At 66.8% G+C, this 20103-nt stretch carries 21 protein-coding genes; 11 read left to right on the top strand and 10 right to left on the bottom strand.

What is annotated here, in order from left to right:
• The first annotated feature begins 166 nt into the window (after positions 1–166).
• The 3 genes from HPT29_RS09030 to HPT29_RS09020 all read left to right on the top strand — a co-directional run bounded on the left by HPT29_RS09030 (position 167) and on the right by HPT29_RS09020 (position 5123).
• Positions 167–2611 carry a glycosyltransferase family protein gene (locus HPT29_RS09030; RefSeq protein WP_173947597.1) on the top strand — a complete coding sequence of 815 codons (2445 nt, stop codon included), beginning with the start codon at positions 167–169 and terminating at the stop codon, positions 2609–2611.
• A gap of 16 nt (positions 2612–2627) precedes the next feature.
• Positions 2628–3509, top strand: a complete 882-nt coding sequence (locus tag HPT29_RS09025; protein WP_173947598.1) for an RgsD C-terminal domain-containing protein — start codon at positions 2628–2630, stop codon at positions 3507–3509.
• 240 nt (positions 3510–3749) lie between these two features.
• Complete coding sequence (locus HPT29_RS09020) at positions 3750–5123, top strand: CBS domain-containing protein (RefSeq protein ID WP_247654417.1); 1374 nt, start codon at positions 3750–3752, stop codon at positions 5121–5123.
• 212 nt (positions 5124–5335) lie between these two features.
• Here the strand turns inward: HPT29_RS09020 and thrS are convergent, their stop codons facing one another.
• Together thrS and yidD are read right to left on the bottom strand one after the other, a co-directional pair.
• The gene (thrS, locus tag HPT29_RS09015; RefSeq protein WP_173947599.1) at positions 5336–7381 is read right to left on the bottom strand and encodes a threonine--tRNA ligase; all 2046 of its coding nucleotides are present in this window, start codon (positions 7379–7381) and stop codon (positions 5336–5338) included.
• A gap of 76 nt (positions 7382–7457) precedes the next feature.
• Positions 7458–7832 carry a membrane protein insertion efficiency factor YidD gene (yidD, locus tag HPT29_RS09010; protein WP_173947600.1) on the bottom strand — a complete coding sequence of 125 codons (375 nt, stop codon included), beginning with the start codon at positions 7830–7832 and terminating at the stop codon, positions 7458–7460.
• A gap of 222 nt (positions 7833–8054) precedes the next feature.
• On the opposite strand from yidD, the gene HPT29_RS09005 reads away from it, so the two are divergent.
• Positions 8055–9086: a radical SAM protein gene (locus HPT29_RS09005; RefSeq protein ID WP_173947601.1), complete on the top strand. Its 1032-nt coding sequence runs from the start codon at positions 8055–8057 to the stop codon at positions 9084–9086.
• Between the two features lie 55 nt (positions 9087–9141).
• Here the strand turns inward: HPT29_RS09005 and HPT29_RS09000 are convergent, their stop codons facing one another.
• Positions 9142–9588 carry an iron-sulfur cluster assembly scaffold protein gene (locus HPT29_RS09000; protein WP_173947602.1) on the bottom strand — a complete coding sequence of 149 codons (447 nt, stop codon included), beginning with the start codon at positions 9586–9588 and terminating at the stop codon, positions 9142–9144.
• Positions 9589–9747: 159 nt separating this feature from the next.
• Between HPT29_RS09000 and folE the strand changes: the two genes are divergently transcribed.
• From folE to HPT29_RS08980, 4 genes are all read left to right on the top strand, one after another.
• Positions 9748–10380, top strand: a complete 633-nt coding sequence (gene folE / locus HPT29_RS08995) for a GTP cyclohydrolase I FolE (protein ID WP_173947603.1) — start codon at positions 9748–9750, stop codon at positions 10378–10380.
• Between the two features lie 8 nt (positions 10381–10388).
• Complete coding sequence (gene hisI / locus HPT29_RS08990) at positions 10389–10805, top strand: phosphoribosyl-AMP cyclohydrolase (protein WP_173947604.1); 417 nt, start codon at positions 10389–10391, stop codon at positions 10803–10805.
• A gap of 83 nt (positions 10806–10888) precedes the next feature.
• On the top strand, positions 10889–12043 hold the full coding sequence (locus HPT29_RS08985; protein ID WP_173947605.1) for an MFS transporter: 1155 nt from the start codon (positions 10889–10891) through the stop codon (positions 12041–12043).
• An 89-nt stretch (positions 12044–12132) separates the two neighbouring features.
• Complete coding sequence (locus HPT29_RS08980; RefSeq protein ID WP_173947606.1) at positions 12133–13143, top strand: patatin-like phospholipase family protein; 1011 nt, start codon at positions 12133–12135, stop codon at positions 13141–13143.
• On the opposite strand, the gene HPT29_RS08975 is transcribed toward HPT29_RS08980, so the two are convergent.
• Entirely contained in the window at positions 13144–13575 is a 432-nt protein-coding gene (locus HPT29_RS08975) for a CBS domain-containing protein (protein WP_173947607.1), read from the bottom strand. It abuts the gene before it with no gap.
• A 136-nt stretch (positions 13576–13711) separates the two neighbouring features.
• Complete coding sequence (locus HPT29_RS08970) at positions 13712–14527, bottom strand: rhomboid family intramembrane serine protease (protein WP_173947608.1); 816 nt, start codon at positions 14525–14527, stop codon at positions 13712–13714.
• 287 nt (positions 14528–14814) lie between these two features.
• Between HPT29_RS08970 and HPT29_RS08965 the strand changes: the two genes are divergently transcribed.
• Positions 14815–15498: a transglutaminase-like cysteine peptidase gene (locus HPT29_RS08965; protein ID WP_173947609.1), complete on the top strand. Its 684-nt coding sequence runs from the start codon at positions 14815–14817 to the stop codon at positions 15496–15498.
• Between the two features lie 76 nt (positions 15499–15574).
• Here the strand turns inward: HPT29_RS08965 and HPT29_RS08960 are convergent, their stop codons facing one another.
• The 3 genes from HPT29_RS08960 to cysE all read right to left on the bottom strand — a co-directional run bounded on the left by HPT29_RS08960 (position 15575) and on the right by cysE (position 17304).
• Positions 15575–16105 (bottom strand): gamma carbonic anhydrase family protein, encoded by a 531-nt coding sequence (locus tag HPT29_RS08960; RefSeq protein WP_173947610.1) that lies wholly within the window; start codon positions 16103–16105, stop codon positions 15575–15577.
• A gap of 58 nt (positions 16106–16163) precedes the next feature.
• Complete coding sequence (locus HPT29_RS08955; RefSeq protein ID WP_210272115.1) at positions 16164–16361, bottom strand: DUF3126 family protein; 198 nt, start codon at positions 16359–16361, stop codon at positions 16164–16166.
• A gap of 106 nt (positions 16362–16467) precedes the next feature.
• Positions 16468–17304 (bottom strand): serine O-acetyltransferase, encoded by an 837-nt coding sequence (gene cysE, locus HPT29_RS08950; RefSeq protein ID WP_173947612.1) that lies wholly within the window; start codon positions 17302–17304, stop codon positions 16468–16470.
• Positions 17305–17383: 79 nt separating this feature from the next.
• On the opposite strand from cysE, the gene HPT29_RS08945 reads away from it, so the two are divergent.
• Positions 17384–18184, top strand: a complete 801-nt coding sequence (locus HPT29_RS08945; protein ID WP_173947613.1) for an enoyl-CoA hydratase — start codon at positions 17384–17386, stop codon at positions 18182–18184.
• An 85-nt stretch (positions 18185–18269) separates the two neighbouring features.
• Here the strand turns inward: HPT29_RS08945 and HPT29_RS08940 are convergent, their stop codons facing one another.
• Both HPT29_RS08940 and HPT29_RS08935 read right to left on the bottom strand, forming a co-directional pair.
• Entirely contained in the window at positions 18270–18761 is a 492-nt protein-coding gene (locus tag HPT29_RS08940) for a class I SAM-dependent methyltransferase (RefSeq protein ID WP_173947614.1), read from the bottom strand.
• 13 nt (positions 18762–18774) lie between these two features.
• Positions 18775–19539 (bottom strand): alpha/beta fold hydrolase, encoded by a 765-nt coding sequence (locus HPT29_RS08935; RefSeq protein WP_173947652.1) that lies wholly within the window; start codon positions 19537–19539, stop codon positions 18775–18777.
• Positions 19540–19797: 258 nt separating this feature from the next.
• Here HPT29_RS08935 and HPT29_RS08930 point away from each other — a divergent pair, with 258 nt between their 5' ends.
• Complete coding sequence (locus tag HPT29_RS08930; protein ID WP_173947615.1) at positions 19798–20061, top strand: zinc-finger domain-containing protein; 264 nt, start codon at positions 19798–19800, stop codon at positions 20059–20061.
• Positions 20062–20103: the final 42 nt, after the last annotated feature.

Here is a 20103-nt window from a genome sequence, read left to right as displayed (position 1 = left end):
CCGCGGACACGCCGCTGCACAAAAGAAACAGCAGCGGATGTATAGGGGGAGTGCGGTCAGACGCCAAGCAGGTTTCAGCCCGTGACGGAGCCGGCGGCATGCATCAGGCAGGCCGAGGCCGGGTCCAAAGGGACAATGTGAGTTGGCGCAGCGCCGCCTGAGTGCAATGCAGACATCGAACACCGGACTGGACAGTCCTCCTTACCCGACAGCCTGGACGCATCGCCAGGTCGTGCTGGCCTGTGCGCTCATTCTGGTCGCCTGGGCGCTGGCGGCCGCCATCTGGCCCCTGACGGGAACGGTCGTCCCGTGGGATTCCAAGAACCAGTTCTACCCGACCCTGCGCTACCTGGGCAGCGCCCTTGCTCATGGGGAACTACCCCTGTGGAACCCCTACCATTTCGGCGGGCACCCGTCGGCGGCCGACCCTCAGTCCCTCCTCTTCACGCCCACCATGCTGCTGTTCGGATGGCTCGTCCCCGAACCGTCCATGGAGCTCTTCGACGGAGTCGTGTTCGCGCATTTCCTTCCCGGGGCGCTGGCCTTCGTGCCCCTGTTTCGCCGGAGAGGATGGCATCCGGCCGGAGCCGTGGCGGCGGCTCTCGTGTTCATGCTCGGCGGCTCCGCGACGGCGCGGCTCCAGCATACGGGGATGATCTTCAGCTACGGCTTCTTCCCTGTCGCCTTCTGGCTGCTTGAGGAAGCCCTCGATCGCCGCTCCTACCGCTACGGTCTCCTGTTCGCCCTGAGCGCCGCCATGATGGTCATCGGACGCGACCAGGTCGCGTTCCTCTGCGCCCTGACCCTCGTCGGTCTGGCCGCGCAACGGGTCTGGGTCGCGCCGCAATCCTTCGCCTATCTCAGGTCGCGTCTGGGGCTCCTCGTCTTCATGGGTCTGGTCGGCGGGTCGCTTCTTGCCGTGCCGGTCGTGCTGACGATGCAGTTCCTCGCAACGTCGACGCGCCCGTCCTTCGGCTTTGGGGTCGCGGCCATGGGGTCGCTGCCCCCCGAAAGCCTCGCGACGATCCTGTTCGGCAACGTCTTCGGGTCCCTGCGCTGGACCTACGATTACTGGGGACCGGACTGGCACAGCCTGTCCGAGGGCACCTGGACAGACCGCGCCACCAACTACCTGTTCATCGGCACGATCCCGGCGCTCCTCCTCCTGTGGCACGGCATCGCGGGCGGGCGCCTGTTCGCGCGCGAGTTCCGCTTCTTCCTGATCGTCGGCCTCGCGGCCCTGCTCTATGCCCTCGGGCGCTATACGCCGGGCTTCGAGGTCATCTTCGACCACATGCCGGGCGTGAACCTCTACCGCAGGCCGGCGGATGCCACCTTCCTCATCAACATCGCCCTGGCTTTCGCGGCCGGCTATCTCGTCCACCGCTATGCGACGGATGGTCTCCCGCGCTGGAACCGGGCGACGCTCGGACGGCTCTGGGCCGTCCTGCCGCTCCTGGCTCTCGGGCTCCTCATCGCGGCGGTCGCCAGCGCCCTCGCCTTCGCCATCAAGGGAGGTCATGTCTCCCCGGCGCTCGCCGAGATCGGTGCAAGCCTCGCCGTTGCCGCCTTGGCGGTTGTTGTGATCACCAGGGCGAGCGGCTCCGCGGCCGCGCGCGGCGCCATGGCTCTCGTGCTGGTGACCCTGACGGGCGCGGAGCTCATCGGCCGCCATGCGGCCTCGGCCCTGAATGCGGAGCCGGCCGAGCGCTACACGGTGTTCACGAAGCTGCCGCCCGAGCAGTTGCAGGGCCTGCAGATCCTCAAGCGGGAACTCGCCGAGCGCCATGCGCAGGGTGAATATCCGCGCGTTGAGATCCTCGGCCTGAAGGGGGCCTGGCAGAACGCCTCCATGGTTCTCGGGATCGAGGACATCATCGGGTACAACCCCCTGCGGCTGGCCGATTACGAGCGGGCCATCGGTCCTGGCGAGAATGCGGAGGATCCCAATCTGCGCCGGTTCCCGACGAGCTTCCGCGGCTACAAGTGCCAGCTCGCGAGCCTACTCGGGCTCGACTACATCGTGCTCGACCGACCGGTGGAGAAGCTCCCGCGCCATTTCCCGCGCCTGACCGGGGCGGAGGTCGTGTATGGAACCGGCCGGATGTGGATCTACCGGCTCAACACCTCCGTGCCCCGCGCCTACGTGGCGCATCATGTGGCGCCCGTGGATTCGGAAGCCGTGCTGGGCCAGGAGGAATTGCCGGAGTTCAACCGGGAGACCGAAGCCCTCGTCGACGAGGAGAGCATGTCTCTGCTCAAGGGCTCCTACACGCCGGCAGGTGCCACCCGGGACAAGGCCAGGGCGGAGGCACGCATCGTCGATTACCAGCGAAACTCGGTCACGCTCGATGTCGAGAGCGGCGAGAGCGGCATCCTGGTGCTGCACGACATCCATTATCCCGGCTGGGAGGCGTGGGTCGATGGCGAGCGCCGGCCGATCCTGCGCGCCAACCTCCTGTTCCGGGGCGTGGAGATCGGCCCCGGGCGGCACCGGGTCGAGTTCCACTTCCGGCCCATGTCGATCGAAAATCTGGTTGCCGCAGCGGCCGATCTGGTCAAAAGCGACGAGGCGCCGATCCGGACGGCAATTGCCGCGCCGCTCGAATGAGAGCCTTTTTCCATCGATGACATTGTTCGTGAAACAGCCCTTTTGGACTCTCGGCCTGCTCGGCCTCGTGGCAGCCGGCCCCTCGTCGGCTCAGGCGCCGTCGGTGCCGTCCATGTCCCAGAGCCTGCCGGCCATATCCGTCGGGCAGGTCACGCTCAATGCCGGCGCGACCTTTGCCGGCAGCAACGAGCCGATCCGCTCGGGCCTCGTCTGGCGGATTTTCGAGGATCGCGGCGACGCGTCCCAGCCCAACATCGTCGCCCGCTCCACGAGCCCGATGCCGAGCTTCACCCTGTCGCCAGGCAACTACATCATCCACGTGGCCTACGGCTTCGCGAGCGCGTCGAAGCGCATCAGCGTGCAGCGGGGCAACCTCAACGAACGGCTCGCCATCAATGCCGGCGCGCTCCAGCTCAAGGGCGCGGTGAGCGGCAATCCCATCGCGCCAAACCGGGTCACCTTCTCGGTCTACGTGCCGGAGGCGCAGAACTCCGAAGGCCGCCTCGTGATCGCCGACGCCAAGGCGAACGACATGATCCGCCTGCCCGAGGGCACCTACCACGTGGTCTCCACCTATGGCGACGCCAACGCCATCATGCGCAGCGACCTGAAGGTAGAATCCGGGCGCGTCACCGAGGCGACCCTCAATCACCGGGCCGCCACGGTCACCTTGAAGCTGGTCGGTTCGGCCGGCGGCGAGGCCTTCGCCGGAACGGCCTTCAGTGTGCTCACCCCCGGCGGCGACGTGATCCGCGAAGCCATCGGGGCATTTCCGTCGGTCACCCTGGCGGAGGGCGAGTACGTTCTGATCGCGCGCCACGAGGGCAAGGTCTATACCCGCGAGTTCAAGATCGAGAGCGGGCTCGACCGGGACATCGAGATCATCGCCACTCCCTGACCCCGCTGAACCTTTCCGCCCTGGCGGCATTGACCGATGGCTAGCGCATCGTGCGGAAAAGTGGATCCGGTTTTCGCTGACGCGGCCCTTCGGGTCCGCTCCGGACGATGCGCTGCTTGAAATTGAAGCATCGAATTCATCCCAAAAGTGGATTCCACTTTTGGGTCCGATGCTTTGTCACCGGTCGCGCCGCTCATGAGCCTGAACTCCCAAGGCGTGACCTTGCTGGAGAGGAAGCTCATGAAGATCGCAGAGATCATGACCCGCAACGTGCGCGTGGTGAGTCCCGACCGGACCATCCAGGAAGCGGCCCGGCTCATGGACGAGATGAATGTCGGCGTGCTGCCCGTCTGCGACGGACGCCGCCTGCGCGGCATGGTGACGGACCGGGACATCACCGTCCGGGCGACGGCTGCAGGCCTTCCCCCGGACACGACCCGCGTGCGGGACATCATGTCCGACAATGTGTGGTGGTGCTTCGACGACGACGACGTCGGCCACATCGTCGAGCTGATGAGCGACCATCAGATCCGCCGTCTTCCGGTGGTCGATCACGACAAGCATCTCGTCGGGATCGTGGCGCTGGGCGATCTCGCGACCGATCGGGAGAGCGATGCCTCCCGCGCGCTGCACCGCATCTCCACCCCGTCGGAGCCCGACCGCTCGGGAACGCCGACATCGTCGCGGGCGGACCAGACTCGCGGCGGCGGTCAGGCGCGCCTGACGGGCGACGAGCGGCGTGAGCTCGACCGGCGCCTGAGAAGCGATGATGACGACTGGCGCCACCGCCCGCACGATTATCACGACGACCGTCGCGGCCGGGACGACCGCTCCCAGAACGCGGGCCGCGGTCAGTTCCGCTTCCGCGAAGAAGACGACGTGCGCGCGGCCTTCGGGAGCTTCGGCTATCCCGGTGAGGAGAACGCCCGCAACGCCCGCATGCGCGGCGGCTTCGGCGGCGACGGTTACCAGAGCTACGGCGACGAATATGCAGGCCGCGGCTCGGCCGGACGAGGCTACCATCCCAAGCGCTTCGGCGCCTCCACCATCACGGGCGAGCGCGCCCGTCCCGGCGACGACAGCAGCGAGGATGATCGCCGCATGCAGGATCGGGAGCGCACCTGGAGCCTCGTGAACGAGCGCCGCGATCACTCCAATTACGGCATGGGTCCGGGCAACACCCGCTTCGGCAACGACGCGACGGCGAGCCGCGGCGAGGTGCGCCGGGGCGAGCATCAGGGCCGCGGCCCGAAGGGCTACCAGCGCTCGGACGAGCGTATCCGGGAAGACATCAACGAGCGCCTGACCGACGATGCCACCATTGACGCGTCCGAGATCGAGGTGCAGGTCCAGAACCGCGAGGTCACCCTCACGGGTACGGTCCGCGACCGCAACGAGAAGCGGCGGGCGGAGGATCTCGCCGAATCCGTGTCGGGCGTCAGCCACGTGCAGAACAACCTGCGCGTCGGCCAGCGCCAGGGATCCCATGCCACCGGAACGGAAGCCGGCGACGCGGGCGCGGCCACGGGCAATCCGGGCGTGGGCACCGCCGGACCGACGGCCGGCACGGCGGCCGGCGGACGCGCCACGGGCCGACAGCGGCAGACGACGTGACCTGCCCGGGATCCACGCGGTCATCACCGGCCTCGTGCCGATGATGCCGATCCGAAAGGCGCCGCGCTTCAATCGATCGGGATGGCCGGGACGAGCCCGGCCATGACGGCGGGAGTGTCAGTCCCGGGCCGGACTCTCGGAACAAGGTTGAGCAAATGAAAAGGCGGCGTCTCCTGTCGGAAGCGCCGCCTTTTCCATGGATGCGATGGGTCTTAAGCGATCGTCCGCTCAACCACGTGGTGCCCGTCGAGGGTCACGTGCCCTTCAGGCTCCGTGACGGCTTCGGCCGCTTGCCGGCGGTCTGGCGTGACCGCTTCGGCGGCGAGAACCTTCAAGGCCTCGTCGAGGGTCATGGTCTGCTGGTTCGGGCTTCCCAGGCGGCGGATCGAGACCGTGCGCTCGGCCGCTTCCTTGCGGCCGACCACGAGAAGCACCGGCACCTTCACGAGCGAGTGCTCGCGGACCTTGTAGTTGATCTTCTCGTTGCGCAGGTCCGGCTCGACGCGAAGGCCTGCGGCCTCGGCGGCGCGCACCACCTCCATGGCGTATTCGTCGCCCTCGGACGTGATGGTGGCGACCACCGCCTGCACCGGCGCGAGCCAGAGCGGGAAGTGACCCGCGTAGCTCTCGATCAGGATTCCGAGGAACCGTTCGAGGGAGCCGCAGATCGCCCGGTGCACCATCACGGGCTGCTTCTTCTCGCCGTCCGGAGCGATGTAGAAGGCGCCGAACCGCTCGGGCAGGTTGAAGTCCACCTGCGTGGTTCCGCACTGCCAGTCGCGCCCGATGGCGTCCCTCAGGGTGTACTCGAACTTCGGGCCGTAGAACGTTCCCTCGCCCTCGTTGACGCCGGTCTTGATGCGACCGCCGGACTCCGCCGCCATCCGGTCGAGGACACGCCGCAGGATGCCCTCGGCGTGATCCCACATGGCATCGGTGCCGACGCGCTTCTCGGGCCGGGTGGCCAGCTTCACCACCACTTCCTCGAAGCCGAAGTCCCGATAGACCGACAGCATGAGGTCGTTGATCTTGAGGCATTCCGCCTCGAGCTGCTCCTCGGTGCAGAAGATGTGGGCGTCGTCCTGGGTGAAGCCGCGCACGCGCATCAGCCCATGCAGGGCGCCGGACGCCTCGTAGCGGTGAACGGCGCCGAACTCCGCGAGCCGCACGGGCAGGTCGCGGTACGACTTGAGGCCGTGCTTGAAGATCTGGACATGGCCCGGGCAGTTCATGGGCTTGAGCGCGAAGACGCGCTGATCAGCCTCCGGATCGTTCGGCCGCAGGAAGGCCGAGGCCGACTTCACGGCGAACATGTTGTCCGAGTACCAGCCCCAGTGGCCGGAGGTCTCCCACAGGGACTTGTCCAGGATCTGCGGCGCGTTCACCTCCTTGTAGGTGCCCTTCAGGCGGCGGCGCATGTAGGAGATCAGCTCCTGGAACACCGTCCAGCCCTTCGGGTGCCAGAACACGACGCCCGGCCCCTCCTCCTGGAAGTGGAACAGGTCCATCTCGCGGCCCAGACGGCGGTGGTCGCGCTTCTCGGCTTCCTCGAGCTGGCGGATATAGGCGTCGAGATCCTCCTGGTTCGCCCAGGCGGTCGCGTAGATGCGGGTGAGCATGGCGTTGTTCGAGTCGCCGCGCCAATAGGCGCCCGCCACCTTCATGAGCTTGAAGGCGTTGCCGATCTTGCCCGTCGAGGTCATGTGCGGGCCGCGGCACAGGTCGAACCAGTCGCCCTGGGCGTAGATCTTGAGATCCTGGCCTTCCGGGATCGCGTCGATCAGCTCGATCTTGTAGGCCTCGCCCTTCTCCTTAAAGACCCGCCGGGCCTTGTCGCGGCTCCAGACCTCCTTGGTGAAGGGTTTGTCGCGCGCGATGATCTCGCGCATCTTTGCCTCGATGGCCGGGAAGTCCTCGGGCGTGAAGGGCTCGTTGCGGGCGAAATCGTAATAGAAGCCGTTCTCGATCACCGGCCCGATGGTGACCTGCGTGCCGGGAAACAGCTCCTGCACCGCCTCGGCGAGCACGTGCGCGGCGTCGTGCCGGATCAGCTCCAGGGCGCGGGGATCCTCGCGATTCAGAAATTCGATCTTGGCATCCCGGGTGATCGGATCGGAGAGATCGGCGACCGTGCCGTCGAGCGCCATGGCGATGGTGCGCTTGGCGAGCGACTTGGCGATGCCTTCCACGATCTCACGGCCGGTGATGCCGGATTCGTACTGGCGCTGGGCGCCATCGGGGAATGTCAGGGTAATCATCGAATGGTTCTCCTGGCTCACTCCTGCCAACGGAGCAGGTAAGCGGGGCCGACGGGGCGTTGAGAGGGACGCGAGCTCAGCCGCCGTCAGGTTCGACTGAATCGCAGGTGATCGCCGGGGCGGTTTCCGGCGCGTTGACGCCCCGCCAGCGGCCATAGGCCCAGGGCTTATACCAGGCCGCGCCGTCGGGCAATGTTTCGGGCACCAGGTCGATGCCGTGGGTGCCGAACGGGCCGCAACGGCAGATTCGGGCGAGTCCCATCCAGCCGCCCGGCCAGAAGCCGTGCAGCTGGATCGCCTCATCGGTGTATTCCGAGCATGATGGCAAGTGACGGCACTGGCGACCGATCAGGCCGGAGAGCGTGAGCTGGTAGCCCCGGATCGCCACGTGGGCGGCCCGGCGGGGGAAGCGCTTCGCTGCTCGCTCAGGAACCCTGTTTCCCACGCCCATTCCTCGATCCAGCTTCATTTGACGTAATGTTGTTACACGATTCCAGTGGGGTGACTCTACGGCATACATGCGCAAGTACAACCTGAGATTTGACCGTTATATCGTGCGATCCTTCAAAGACTCAACCACCGCATAGTGGCATCTATATAACGTGTGACAGATACTTAATTTCGTTGCCCTTCCTTCTGCTTGAGCCGCCGGGCATCCTTCGGAGCACGAATAATGACTGTTAAAATCAGGAAATTCATCTGGGATATTACCTATAACTGCCCGCTCAGGTGCGGACATTGCTATTCGGAATCCGGGCGCCGGCCGGCCCGCACGCTGGACCGGGCCGCCGCCATGCGGGTCGTCGACGTGATGCTCGGCGCCCAGGCCGAGAACGTGATGTTCAGCGGCGGCGAACCGATGTCCGTCCCCTGGGCGGTCGAGGCCATGAAGCGCCTTCATGACGCCGGCGTCGAGGTGACCCTGTTCACGACAGGCTGGTCGATGAAGGAGAGGTCCGCTGCCGCGCTGGTCGATTCGGTCTCGGGCGTCGCCGTGAGCGTCGACGGCGCCGACGCGGCGATCCACGATGCCGTCCGCGGGCGCGCCGGCGCCTTCGAGCGCGGCATGAAAGCGCTGGATATCCTGCACCGGGTCAAGGATGAACGCAGGGCCGCCGGACGGACATGCTACACGCTGGGAATCGACTATACCCTCACCCGCCCGGGCGCCGAGGAGGCGGACCTGGAGCGCTTCGTCGATGCGGCCGTCGAGCGCTTCCCGAGGCTCGACTTCATCCGCTTCGGCGCCGTCATCCCCTCCGGTCTGGCGGCCGAGCGGGCCTTCGAGACCACCGGGCTCCTCACCATCGATGAGCTGGTCGACATGATCGATGTCGGTCGGCGCTTTGCCGCCCGCCACGACGGCGGCCCCCGCATCTCGGTGACCGACGTCCGGTATTTCCTGCCCAGTCCCGGGTCGAGTCTCGTCGACCTGGATATCCTGCAGATCGAGCCCGATGGCGGTCTCCGGGCCTTCCCGATCTACGAGGCGAAGATCGGCAACGTCCTTCACGAGCCGCTGGAGGTCCTCTGGCCGCGGGCGCAGGCCTGGCGCTCCGATCCCTTCGTGGCCGAGCAGATGGGAAAGGTCAGGACCATGGCCGACTGGGCCGACACGACCCGGACCCTGGACCGGCGCTACGGCTCCGAGGATGACCGCGCCCGAATCGCGCGGCGCGGCTTGGCGATGGCGGTGCCCGCCTAGACCGGAGAATCGGGCCCGGACGCAGCTCCGCATCCGGGCCCGACCCTTTAGGCATTTATCCAACGCGTTCGACGCGTCGGGCCTCGATCTGGTCGAGCGCGTCGACGACCGCATCGAAGGTGAGCAGGATCGAGGCGTGGCGAGCCTTGTAATCCCTCAACGGCTCCAACACCTTGAGGTCCTCCCACTTGCCCTGAGGCGCCTCCCCGCCGGCCTTGAGCAGACGACTTGCCGCATCGCGCACCCCGCGAAGCTCATCTATGGTCGCGCCGATTATATTCCGCCCCATGATGGACGACGAGGCCTGCCCAAGAGCGCAAGCCTTCACTTCATGGGCGAAAGCCGTCACGACGTTGTCTTCAAGCTTCACATAGACAGTTACGGTCGAGCCGCAGAGCCTGGAATGCGCGGTCGCGGACGCATCGGGTTCGGGCAGCCGCCCCAGATGGGGAATGTCGGCCGCGAGCTCGAGAATGCGCCGGCTGTAGATGTCGTTCAGCATGACGGCCACGAGATGACGGTTGGGAATGTGCTCATATACCTATATAAGCCCTGTGAATGAGTTCTGCGACAGCGGTTGCCGCAGGGCTGTCGAGAAAGAGAATAGAAACCGCTGGGCGCGAAGCTGCCTCGGTTCGAAAGTTGAAGAAAGAGGCTCCACGTGAGTGATGTGGTCAAGTCCCTGTCCACGCGTCTGAGTACAGCCGTCGACAAGTCTGGTGTCCCGTCGCGGGAAGAAGCCGAAGCGGCCGTCCGCACCCTGCTCCGCTGGGCCGGCGACGATCCGACCCGCGAGGGTCTGCAGGATACCCCGAAGCGCGTGGTGAAGGCGTTCAAGGAATTCTACTCCGGCTACGGGGAGGACCCGTCCGAGATCCTCGACAAGATCTTCGCCGAGGTTGAAGGCTATGACGACATCGTGCTCGTGCGCGACATCCCCTTCTACTCCCATTGCGAGCACCACATGGTGCCGTTCTTCGGCGTGGCGCATGTGGCCTATTATCCCACCAAGGGGGTCGTCGGCCTGTCGAAGCTCGCCCGCCTGGTCGACGCCTATGCGCGCCGGCTGCAGACGCAGGAGACCATGACGGCTCAGATCGCCAGGGCCATGGTGGATGCGCTCGAGCCCCGCGGCGTCGCGGTCATGATCGAGGCCGAGCACATGTGCATGTCCATGCGCGGCATCCAGAAGGCGGGTGCCCTGACGCTGACCACCCAGTTCACCGGCGTCTTCAAGGAGGACCCGGCCGAGCAGGTGCGCTTCCTGACCCTCGTTCGCGGCGGCCGGGGCTGAGGTCTCCCATGAGCACGTCGCCGGCTGGCCTCTTTCCCGTTCCCGGCTCCAAGGCGGAGCTCGAGGAGGGAACCGTCCTGTCGCCCCGCTTCGGGCCCGAGGGGCTGATCACCTGCGTCACGACGGATGCGGCCACCGGCGAGATCCTGATGGTCGCCCACATGAACGCCGCAGCTCTCGCCAAGACGATCGAGACCGGCGAGGCCTGGTACTGGTCCCGCTCGCGGGGCGAGCTCTGGCACAAGGGGGCGACGAGCGGTCAGATCCAGACCGTCAAGGAGATGCGGGTCGACTGCGATCAGGACGCCCTGCTCCTGAAGGTGCAGGTGGCGGGCGACGGCGGCTGCTGCCATACGGGACGCCGCTCCTGCTTCTACCGGAGGATCGAGACCTCCGGCGACGAGCCCCGCCTCGTGATCGATTGAGACGACAGTCCTCCCAAAAATCGAGGGCTGCCATCCTCCATGAAGCGGGTGCAGTCTGCGCTTGCTCGGGTTAGGAAAGCCCGATGACACGACAAGACCTTCTCCCCGCGCGGCTGGCAGCCAGCGCCCTCTTCTTCGGCAACGGGTTCGGCATCGGCACCTGGGCGGCCCAGCTTCCCCGGTTCAAGGAATCCCTCGGCCTGTCCGATGGCCAGCTCAGTCTCGGGCTGCTGGCCTTCTCCCTCGGCGCGGTGGCGCTCATGCCGATCATCGGCTGGGCCGTGGCGGTGGTCGGCAGCCGCACCATGACGGTCGCGGCGGCATTCTCGTTCGCAGCCGCCCTGATGCTCCCGGGCCTTGCCCCGTCCTTGAGCCTGTTCGTGGCCGCCGCCCTCGTGGCCGGGGCCTGCAACGGCACCATGGACATCGCCATGAACACCAATGCCACCGTGGTCGAGAAGGCCTGGGGCTCGGCGATCATGTCGTCCTTCCACGCCTTCTTCAGCCTTGGAGGTCTGGCCGGGGCCGGAGCCTCGGGCCTCCTCATCGCGCTCGATGTCGGGATCGTCCCGACCCTGGTCATCTCCTGCCTCGGGATGGGTCTCCTGTTCCTTCCGGCGGCGTTCTGGGCCCTTGGGGAGAAGGAGCGGCCCAGCGAAGGCCACGGCTTCGCCTGGCCCCGGGGGAGCGTCATCCTCCTGGCCGTGCTCGCCATGTTCTGCTTCATCGTCGAGGGCGCCATGGTCGACTGGTCGGCCATCTATCTCCAGACCGTCGCGGGCGCGAGCCTCGAGGCGGCTGTCACGGGCTTTGCCGCGTTCTCCCTCGCCATGACGGTCTGCCGCTTCATGGGCGACTTCGTCGTCCGGCACCTCGGCCGCATCCGGACCCTGCAGCTCGGCGGCCTGCTCTCGGCCTTCGGCCTGGCCCTTGCCATGCTCCTGCCTCAGCCCCTGCCAGCCTCGATCGGCTTCGCCCTGGTCGGGATCGGCCTCGCCAACGCGGTGCCGGTGCTGTTCAGCGCCGCGGGACAGATGAAGGATCTTCCGCCCAGCATGGGCGTCGCCATGGTGGCGACTCTGGGGTATGGCGGCCTGCTGCTCGGCCCTCCGCTGATCGGATTCGGAGGCGAAATCTTCAGCCTGCGCGCCATGCTGGGCCTGCTGATCGGCTTCGCCTTCATCATCATCATTTTGTCGCAGCGCGCTTTGCAGCGCTCCACTGTTCAGTTTTCATGAACCAGTCCTAATTGAAACTTGAGGGCATCCTTCATGCGGCTTTCACGGAAGGCCGTCAGGAACGAGACGGGATGCCTTGGAGTCGATTGATGTTGTGGGACGGGATTGCCCGGCGCAGCGCCGGTTCAGGGGGTGGCGGAGGAGCGGTCGAGACCAAGCCTCCGGCCGAACGCGATCCCCGAGCGAAGGCGAAGATCGGGCTGGCGCTGGGCGGAGGCGCCGCGCGGGGCTGGTCCCACATCGGCGTCCTGAGGGTCCTCAACGAGGCCGGCATCGTGCCGGACGTGATCGCCGGCTCCTCGATCGGCGCCGTGGTCGGCGGCTGCTACGCGGCCGGCAAGCTCGACGAGCTCGAGGCCTTCGCCCTGTCGCTGACCAAGCGGCGGGTCATGGGTCTTCTCGACTTCCATTTCAGCGGCGCGGGCCTGATCGCCGGCGGGCGCCTGCAGCGACTTCTCGACCAGGATCTGATGGACCGCCGGGTCGAGACCCTGCCGGTCAAGTTCTGCACCATCGCGACCGAACTCGTGAGCGGCCATGAGATCTGGCTGACGCGCGGCCCCCTCGTCCAGGCCATGAGGGCCTCCTATGCCCTGCCGGGCGTGTTCGACCCCGTGATGATCGGCGGGCGCTGGCTCATGGACGGAGCCCTCGTGAACCCCATCCCCATCACGGCCGCTCGGGCGCTCGGCGCCGACATCGTCATCTGCGTGAACCTCAACGGCGAGGTGCGCGTGCGCGGCACCGTGATCCAGTCCTACGATGCGGGGACGAGCGACGAGCAGGAGATCGAGGAAGCGATCGATGAGGCGCCCCGGCGCTGGGGCATCTTCCCGGGACATCGCGGGGACAAGCCGCGCAAGCCGAACGCGCCGGGCCTCGCTACCGTGATGGTGGACGCCTTCAACATCACCCAGGACCGCATCGCCCGCTCGCGGCTTGCGGGAGATCCGCCCGACATCATGGTGGCGCCCAAGCTCGCCAAGATGGGTCTGTTCGAATTCCACCGGGCCCGGGAATGCGTCGCGCTGGGCCGGCAGGCCACCGAGCGTGCCCTGCCGGATATTCTGGAATTGCTGCAGGAGACGCAGGCAACCTGATCAGGCGGTCGCGATGTACTCCTTGATCGCCTGAGTCTCCGCCTCGACCTCCTCGAGGCGCAGCTTCACCACGTCTCCGATCGACACAATGCCGGACAGGCGTCCGCCTTCGACCACGGGGATGTGCCGGAACTTCTGCTGGGTCATGAGCTCCATCACGTCGTTGATGGATGTTTCGCCCGTGCAGGTGATGACCTTCTCCGTCATGAACCGGGAGACCGGCTCGTCCAGAGCCTTGGCCCCATGGGCCGCGACGGCGCGCACGATGTCGCGCTCCGAGATGATGCCGGAGACCGGCCGATGACCGTCCACGATGAGTAGGGCACCAATTCTGCGCTCCGCGAGAACCCCGGCGGCTTCGCTCAACGATCGGCCCGGCTCGATGGTGGCAACCTCGCGGCCCTTGAGCGAAAGGATTCGATTGACGATCATTCATTCCCTCCCGTTGTGCGAACGGCGAGGGCCGTCAGGCCCCGCATCCGCAAGGCTGATCCTGAGGGCGCCCCCATGACAGCGGGGCGAAAACCCTCCATCAGCCTTAGGATGATTGGGGCAAACCATGTCGGTTTCAAGCCGAGATACGGCTGGGCCGGGCCGGGAGCGGGTCCAGAAGGGGGAAAATGAGAAGCCCTGCCAGGAAGCCGCCGATATGCGCCTCCCAGGCGATGCTCGCATCCATCATCCCCAGCGGCTGGACGAAGGCGAAGATGTAGTTCGCGGCAAACCAGATCCCGAGGAAGATCAGGACCTGCCGGTTGCGCACCATGTGCCCGAGGGTTTCGCGCGGCCGCTCGTGCGGCTGCGTCAGCCGCCCTTCCCGATGCCACGAAGCCGGGGCGAACATGAACCAGGAGGCGGCCGCCATCAGCCCGGACACGGCGCCGGACGCGCCGATCATCGGCAGCACCTGAAAGGGATTCATGACCGCGTACACGATGGCTCCGCACACGGCGGCGGCCGCCGACAGGACGAAGAACCGGCCGGCGCCGCAGCGCCGGACGATCGGCGTTCCGAAGGCGGCGAGCCAGACGCTGTTGATCAACACATGGGCCCATGAGCCGTGCAGGAACGCATAGGTCAACGCCGTCCAGGGTCGCCCCTCGTCCGAGGCCAGCACGTATTGCGCGAGCGCCATCATGGGCGTGACCGTATCGTCCGGAACGCCCTCGCCCAGGGACCGCATGATCTCTTCGACCTGAACGCCCCCAAAAGCGACGGCCCAGCGCGCCGGGATCACCGCCCCGTCGATGACGATCGTGAAGTCGGTTTCATCGGACAGAAGCAGCCGGACGCCATGGATGCCGATCAGCACCGCCAGGCACAGGCTGATGGTGGCCGGCAGGTTGAGAATCGGCTCGCGGACACGGGGCGGGTTTGGGGACATAACGTGCTTTTTGTCTGGCCACCGGCCGGGATCCCGGTGGCGGCGTTCGGTTCATCGCCTGACTAGCGCCGATCCGGGTCGGCCGTCGAGAGAAACCAACGGCTTGGCAGCTTTCGGCGTGGTCCGCACAGGACGCGCCGGCTTCGCTCACCGGCGCATCGAAGTTTTTGTTAACCATGTTGGAACCGGTTGGGCCGCGACGCGTTAACTCACCTTTTACTTTCCGCTTGAGCCGAAAATGCAACCATGTCAGTTTGGTTAAAAGAACGTTAACCGGCTGGTGGGGCATGCGGAAGGTTTATTTCAAGAACAGCCTTTTCTGTGGCGTAAATGAGAAGCCTGCCTCCATCGGCACCGTCGTCAAAACGACGTTTCTCGCCCTGTCCCTCCTGGTCGTCGGCACCGCCGCTCAGGCTCAGACCCTGGCCGCTCTGCCCGTTTCCACCGCTCCGATCTCGAGCATGGGCACCGCCAAGCCCCTCCAGGGCTGGTCGCAGTTCTGTGAAAACTTTCGGTCCGAATGCGTCGTGAACACGGCCGAGCCGGACACGATCGACCTGACGCCCCAGGTCTGGAAGACCATCGTGTCGGTGAATCAGCGCGTGAATTCCAGCATCAAGGCGGTGACGGATGCCGACCATTGGGGCGTCGTCGACGTGTGGGGATTTCCCGATGACGGCCGTGGCGACTGCGAGGATTTCCAGCTCCTGAAGCGCAAGCTCCTCGCCGAGGCGGGCCTGCCCCGCCGCGCCATGCGGATGACGGTCGTGATCGACGAGCTCGGCGAAGGCCACGCGGTTCTCATGGTCCGCACCACCCGGGGCGACTTCGTCCTCGACAACAAGACCTCGTCGGTCCTGCCCTGGCACCGCACCGGCTACGTCTACATCAAGCGCGAGAGCCAGGACACGATCGGCTGGGTGTCGCTCGGCGGAATCGTGTCGTCGCCCACCACCACGGCGAATCGGTAAGGCCGGATGAGCTTTCGGCGTGAGCCGGGCGCCGGCAGCGTGAGGGACTCGGTCGACGAGACCTGAGGCGCGGGAATCAATCGATCCGGCGCATTCCCTTTTCAAACCGCTTCCAATTGTCCACGTAGTTCCGGGCGGACCAGCGCAGCCGCTCGATCGCGTCCGCGTCGAGCACGCGGATCGCTTTGGCCGGCGCGCCGACGATCAGGGAATTGTCGGGGAATTCCTTGCCTTCCGTCACAAGAGCATGGGCGCCCACCAGGCAATTCGCCCCGATGCGGGCATGGTTGAGAATCGTCGCGCCCATGCCGATCAGGGAGTTCTCGCCGATTGTGCAGCCGTGCAGGATCGCCTTGTGCCCGATGGTGCAGCCTGGCCCGACGGTCAGCGGCGCGCCCATGTCGGTGTGGAGCAGGGCCCCCTCCTGGATGTTGGTCGCCTGGCCGATATCGATGAGCTCGTTGTCGCCGCGCAGCACGGCGCCGAACCAGACACCCACGTCCCGCGCCAGCCGCACCTTGCCGATCACATGGGCGTCGGGAGCGATCCAGAACCCGCCGGGCTCGGGCAGGATGGGCGAGATGTCGTTGAGGCTGTAGGTCGGCATCGCGGGTCCGCACGGAAAACAGCAGAACCTTGAGAAGGTTCTGCTGCGGGAAAGCCGGTCAGTCCTCGAGGTCCGTGTCGAGGATGGCCATGGTGAAGTTGAAGGAGCGATCCCCGTCCTCGTCGTCGACGAAGAGCACGCCGACGAATTCCTCACCGATGTAAACTTCCGCCGAATCGGTCTTCTTCGGGCGACCGACCACGCGGATCGAGTGGTTCGCAAAGCTCTGGCGCAGGTAGCGCTCGACCTTAGCCATCTCGGTTTTGTCCACTACAGGTCCTTTCTTGATGTCACGGATGCTGCACTTGCCATGCCCGGCAAACGCGAGCAAGCGCCGTTAGGTCCCTGAAGAGTGGCTTTGCTCAGATTCCGTCCGCCTCGGAGAAGCAGTGATTCATGGACCGGGACGGCTCCTCGCATCCGGCCGCGCCCACGACCTTGGCCGGAACGCCGGCCACCGTGGCATTCTGCGGCACGGGCTTGAGAACCACCGATCCAGCCGCGATCCGGGCGCAGGAGCCGACCTCGATGTTGCCGAGGATCTTGGCCCCGGCGCCGATGAGCACGCCCTGGCGGATCTTGGGATGCCGGTCCCCGCGCTCCTTGCCGGTGCCGCCGAGGGTCACGTCCTGGAGCATCGAGACGTTGTCCTCGATGACCGCGGTGGCGCCCACCACCAGGCCGGTGGCATGGTCGAGGAAGATGCCCCGGCCGATCCGGGCGGCCGGATGGATGTCGGTCTGGAACGTGTCGGACGAGCGGCTCTGGAGATAGAGGGCGAGATCCTGCCGTCCGCGGGACCACAGCCAATGGGCCAGCCGGTGGGTCTGGATGGCGTGGAAGCCCTTGAAATAGAGCACGGGTTCGAGCGCCCGGGTGGCCACCGGGTCGCGGTCGATCACCGCGCTGATGTCGGCCCGCATGGCCGCCCCGATGGCGGAATCATGCTCCACCGCCTCGAGGAAGATCTGCTCGATGATGTCGGCGGGAACGGCCGCATGGCCGAGGCGCGAAGCCACCCGGTGAATGACCGCGGCCTCCAGGCTCGGCTGATGCAGGATCGCGCTGAGCATGAGCCCGGCGATGGCCGGCTCCGCCTGAACGACGGCCTCGGCCTCGGCGCGCAGACGATTCCAGATCGGATCGACCGTTCCGGCGATGGCGTCCGGGGCTCCGGGCTTCAGGCGCGTTTGGGTCATGATAGTCTCCTTGCCGACTCCGCTATCGCTTCGGGATAGATAAGAAGCCTAGCCTTTTTACCACAGATGCAAGCGAGCCATGACGTACTCTTTTTCTCCCGCGACTTCCAAACTCGGCGTATCCCTCTCGGAGGGTATCGCGACGCTCGCCATCGACAATCCGTCCAAGCACAACGCCATCGACCTGGAGATGTGGCAGGCCTTTCCCGACCTCATGGCGGCTCTCAGCCGGGACAGCGAGGTCCGGGTCGTGGTCATCAGGGGCGCGGGCCGCGAATCCTTCGCGTCGGGGGCCGATATCGGCGAGTTTGCGACCCTGCGCGCCGATGCGGAGGGCGGACGGCGCTACGAGGCCGTCAACGAGGCCGCCTTCTGGGCGGTCGCCCATTGCGCGAAACCGGTCGTCGCCATGATCCGCGGCTTCTGCCTGGGCGGGGGCTTCGGCCTCGCCCTCTCGTGCGACCTGCGCGTCGCGTCCGAGAGCGCGGTCTTCGGCATCCCGGCCGCCCGGCTCGGGATCGGCTATCCGCCGGGCGCCATGCGGCTCGTGACCGCGGCCGTGGGCGCCCCGGCGGCCAAGGACCTGTTCTTCACGGCGCGGCGGATCGACGCCCACGAGGCGGCGCGCCTGGGCGTGGTGCAGCGGGTGGTGCCCGACGGGCAGCTGGAGGACGCCGTCCTGGCGCTCGCCGAGACAATCGCGGGGAACGCCCCGCTGACGATCCGGGCCGCCAAGGCGGCCATCGACCGGTCTGTCGGCGTGGCCCATCCCGACCTCGACCCGGTCGGCCTTGCCGACCGGTGCTTCGACAGCCTCGATGCGGTCGAGGGACGCAACGCCTTTCTGGAGAAGCGCCAGCCGGTCTTCACCGGCCGGTAGGGTCGTTCCCCATCGCCACTCCGGAGGGCCCCGCGAGCCGGGCGCCGTTCACCTCTCCCCACGGGAGAGGTGAGGTTGCGCCTCCTCACGCCTCCCGGCGATACACGAAATAGCGCCCTTCCGGCACGCCGGTCTCGGCCGAGACGTCGCGGCAGGACGGCATCGGGAAGGCCCGGTCGCCGAGCAGGATCCCGCCGGGCTGCAGCAGCTCCTCGAGGAGCGGCGCCAGGCGCCGGGCGAGGCTGAGATTCGCGGCCTCGTCGCCGGTCCCGATATCGATGTGGATGAGCGCCGCCGAGCCCCGGCCATGCCGCTCGATGAAGGACGGCAGGGTGTCGAAGAGGTCGCCCACCACCAGGTAGCCCTCCGGCGGATAGCAGTCCGGGTGGGCGGCGGGCGAGCGCTCGAACACATGGATCTCCCGCCCCGGCAGCCGGGCGCGCAGGTGATCGTAGGTGCGTCCGTTGCCCAGGCCGATCTCGAGCACGAGGCCCGTGGGGGCGAGGCCCTGCACGGCCCAGTCGAGCAGGTCGCGCTGGGCGGTCAGGCGCCGGATGGCGCTGTCGAGGCGGGTCATGGGCGTCTCCCGGTCACGGCCGGCGGGCCAGGAAGTCGAGCACGCCCTGCTTGTGCACCTTGTCGCCGACCGCGAGGTTGTGGTCGCGGCCCGGAATGTCGAGCGCCGTGGCGCCGGGGATCAGCGCGGCGAGCTCGGGACCGGACCCCGCCACGTCGTCGGCGGTGCCGACCGACACCAGGGTGGGGAGCCGGATCGACGCCACCTCGGCCGGCGTGAGCACCTGCCGCGAGCCACGGATGCAGGCGGCGAGCGCCCGGCGGTCGCTCCGGTTCTGGTCCGCGAAGGCGCGGAACATGCGCTGCATCGGGTCGGTGAGGTCGTCGAGGGACGGCACCTCCATGGCGTCCGCGATGCCGAGCGGCAGGCCGACGCCCTCCACCAGATGGATGCCCAGCCCCCCGAGCAGCATGGAGCGCATGCGGTCCGGCGTGGCGATGGCCATATGGGCGGCGATGCGCGCCCCCATGGAATAGCCCATCACGTCGGCGCGCTCGATGTTCAGATGGTCGAGCAGCCGGCGCCCGTCCTCGGCCATGCGGTAGGAATCGTAGGCTGCCGGCTCGTAGAGCTTCTCGCTCTCCCCGTGGCCGCGGTTGTCGAAGGCGATCACCCGGTAGCCGGCCCGCGTCAGGGTTTTCACCCAGAGCGTGTTCACCCAGTTCACCGCATGGGTCGAGGCGAAGCCGTGGATGAGAAGGATCGGCTCGCCCTCGCCCTCGTGGGGCGGGACGTCGATAAAGGCGATGCTCACGCCGTCGGAATTGAAATAGCGCATGGATCCCAGGGGAAGTTGCACGGGAGGTTGCCGGATGCGCCGCACCCTAGCGCATCGCGCAGAAAAGTGGACCCGGTTTTTCCGGCCCCGAGGATGCGCGGCGCGGGGGCGAGCGCATCACCCGGCCGAGGGCATCCGACCGGGGATGACACCCTCGGCGTCAGCGAACCGGGTCCGGGTTCCCGGAATTTTGAGCTAGGCGCATGGGCGATCGGCCATTATGGTGCGCGCGAATTTCATCCCTCGCGAGCACCGTCCATGGCCGATAAAGGCACTCCGCACTTCCACAACAATCCGGGCGTTCCCGTCATTCACGTGGGCTCGAAGGAGTTCATGTGCATCGGGGCGACGCCGCCCTTCGATCACCCGCACATCTTCATCGACATGGGCTACGACAGCGAGACCGTCTGCTCCTATTGCTCGACCCTGTTCAAGTACGATTCGTCCCTCAAGGTCGACGAGGCCCGTCCGGCGGAATGCGTGTGGGAGCCCGATTTCGCGACCTCTCCCGCCTCGCGCTGACCCCTCGTGCCGTCCCGAACGATTCCCCGCCCGACGGCCGCC

It is taken from the genome of Microvirga terrae, assembly GCF_013307435.2.
GTDB lineage: Bacteria > Pseudomonadota > Alphaproteobacteria > Rhizobiales > Beijerinckiaceae > Microvirga > Microvirga terrae.
The sequence above is the reverse complement of the archived record's forward strand: the minus strand, read 5'-3'. Positions and strand labels throughout refer to the sequence as shown.

Excerpts from the sequence above, each read along its gene's own strand:
- HPT29_RS09030 (WP_173947597.1), top strand. The coding sequence starts at position 167 with ATGCAGACATCGAACACCGGACTGGACAGTCCTCCTTACCCGACAGCC.
- HPT29_RS09025 (WP_173947598.1), top strand. The coding sequence starts at position 2,628 with ATGACATTGTTCGTGAAACAGCCCTTTTGGACTCTCGGCCTGCTCGGC.
- HPT29_RS09020 (WP_247654417.1), top strand. The coding sequence starts at position 3,750 with ATGAAGATCGCAGAGATCATGACCCGCAACGTGCGCGTGGTGAGTCCC.
- thrS (WP_173947599.1), bottom strand. The coding sequence starts at position 7,381 with ATGATTACCCTGACATTCCCCGATGGCGCCCAGCGCCAGTACGAATCC.
- yidD (WP_173947600.1), bottom strand. The coding sequence starts at position 7,832 with ATGGGCGTGGGAAACAGGGTTCCTGAGCGAGCAGCGAAGCGCTTCCCC.
- HPT29_RS09005 (WP_173947601.1), top strand. The coding sequence starts at position 8,055 with ATGACTGTTAAAATCAGGAAATTCATCTGGGATATTACCTATAACTGC.
- HPT29_RS09000 (WP_173947602.1), bottom strand. The coding sequence starts at position 9,588 with ATGCTGAACGACATCTACAGCCGGCGCATTCTCGAGCTCGCGGCCGAC.
- hisI (WP_173947604.1), top strand. The coding sequence starts at position 10,389 with ATGAGCACGTCGCCGGCTGGCCTCTTTCCCGTTCCCGGCTCCAAGGCG.
- HPT29_RS08985 (WP_173947605.1), top strand. The coding sequence starts at position 10,889 with ATGACACGACAAGACCTTCTCCCCGCGCGGCTGGCAGCCAGCGCCCTC.
- HPT29_RS08980 (WP_173947606.1), top strand. The coding sequence starts at position 12,133 with ATGTTGTGGGACGGGATTGCCCGGCGCAGCGCCGGTTCAGGGGGTGGC.
- HPT29_RS08975 (WP_173947607.1), bottom strand. The coding sequence starts at position 13,575 with ATGATCGTCAATCGAATCCTTTCGCTCAAGGGCCGCGAGGTTGCCACC.
- HPT29_RS08970 (WP_173947608.1), bottom strand. The coding sequence starts at position 14,527 with ATGTCCCCAAACCCGCCCCGTGTCCGCGAGCCGATTCTCAACCTGCCG.
- HPT29_RS08965 (WP_173947609.1), top strand. The coding sequence starts at position 14,815 with ATGCGGAAGGTTTATTTCAAGAACAGCCTTTTCTGTGGCGTAAATGAG.
- HPT29_RS08960 (WP_173947610.1), bottom strand. The coding sequence starts at position 16,105 with ATGCCGACCTACAGCCTCAACGACATCTCGCCCATCCTGCCCGAGCCC.
- HPT29_RS08955 (WP_210272115.1), bottom strand. The coding sequence starts at position 16,361 with ATGGCTAAGGTCGAGCGCTACCTGCGCCAGAGCTTTGCGAACCACTCG.
- cysE (WP_173947612.1), bottom strand. The coding sequence starts at position 17,304 with ATGACCCAAACGCGCCTGAAGCCCGGAGCCCCGGACGCCATCGCCGGA.
- HPT29_RS08945 (WP_173947613.1), top strand. The coding sequence starts at position 17,384 with ATGACGTACTCTTTTTCTCCCGCGACTTCCAAACTCGGCGTATCCCTC.
- HPT29_RS08940 (WP_173947614.1), bottom strand. The coding sequence starts at position 18,761 with ATGACCCGCCTCGACAGCGCCATCCGGCGCCTGACCGCCCAGCGCGAC.
- HPT29_RS08935 (WP_173947652.1), bottom strand. The coding sequence starts at position 19,539 with ATGCGCTATTTCAATTCCGACGGCGTGAGCATCGCCTTTATCGACGTC.
- HPT29_RS08930 (WP_173947615.1), top strand. The coding sequence starts at position 19,798 with ATGGCCGATAAAGGCACTCCGCACTTCCACAACAATCCGGGCGTTCCC.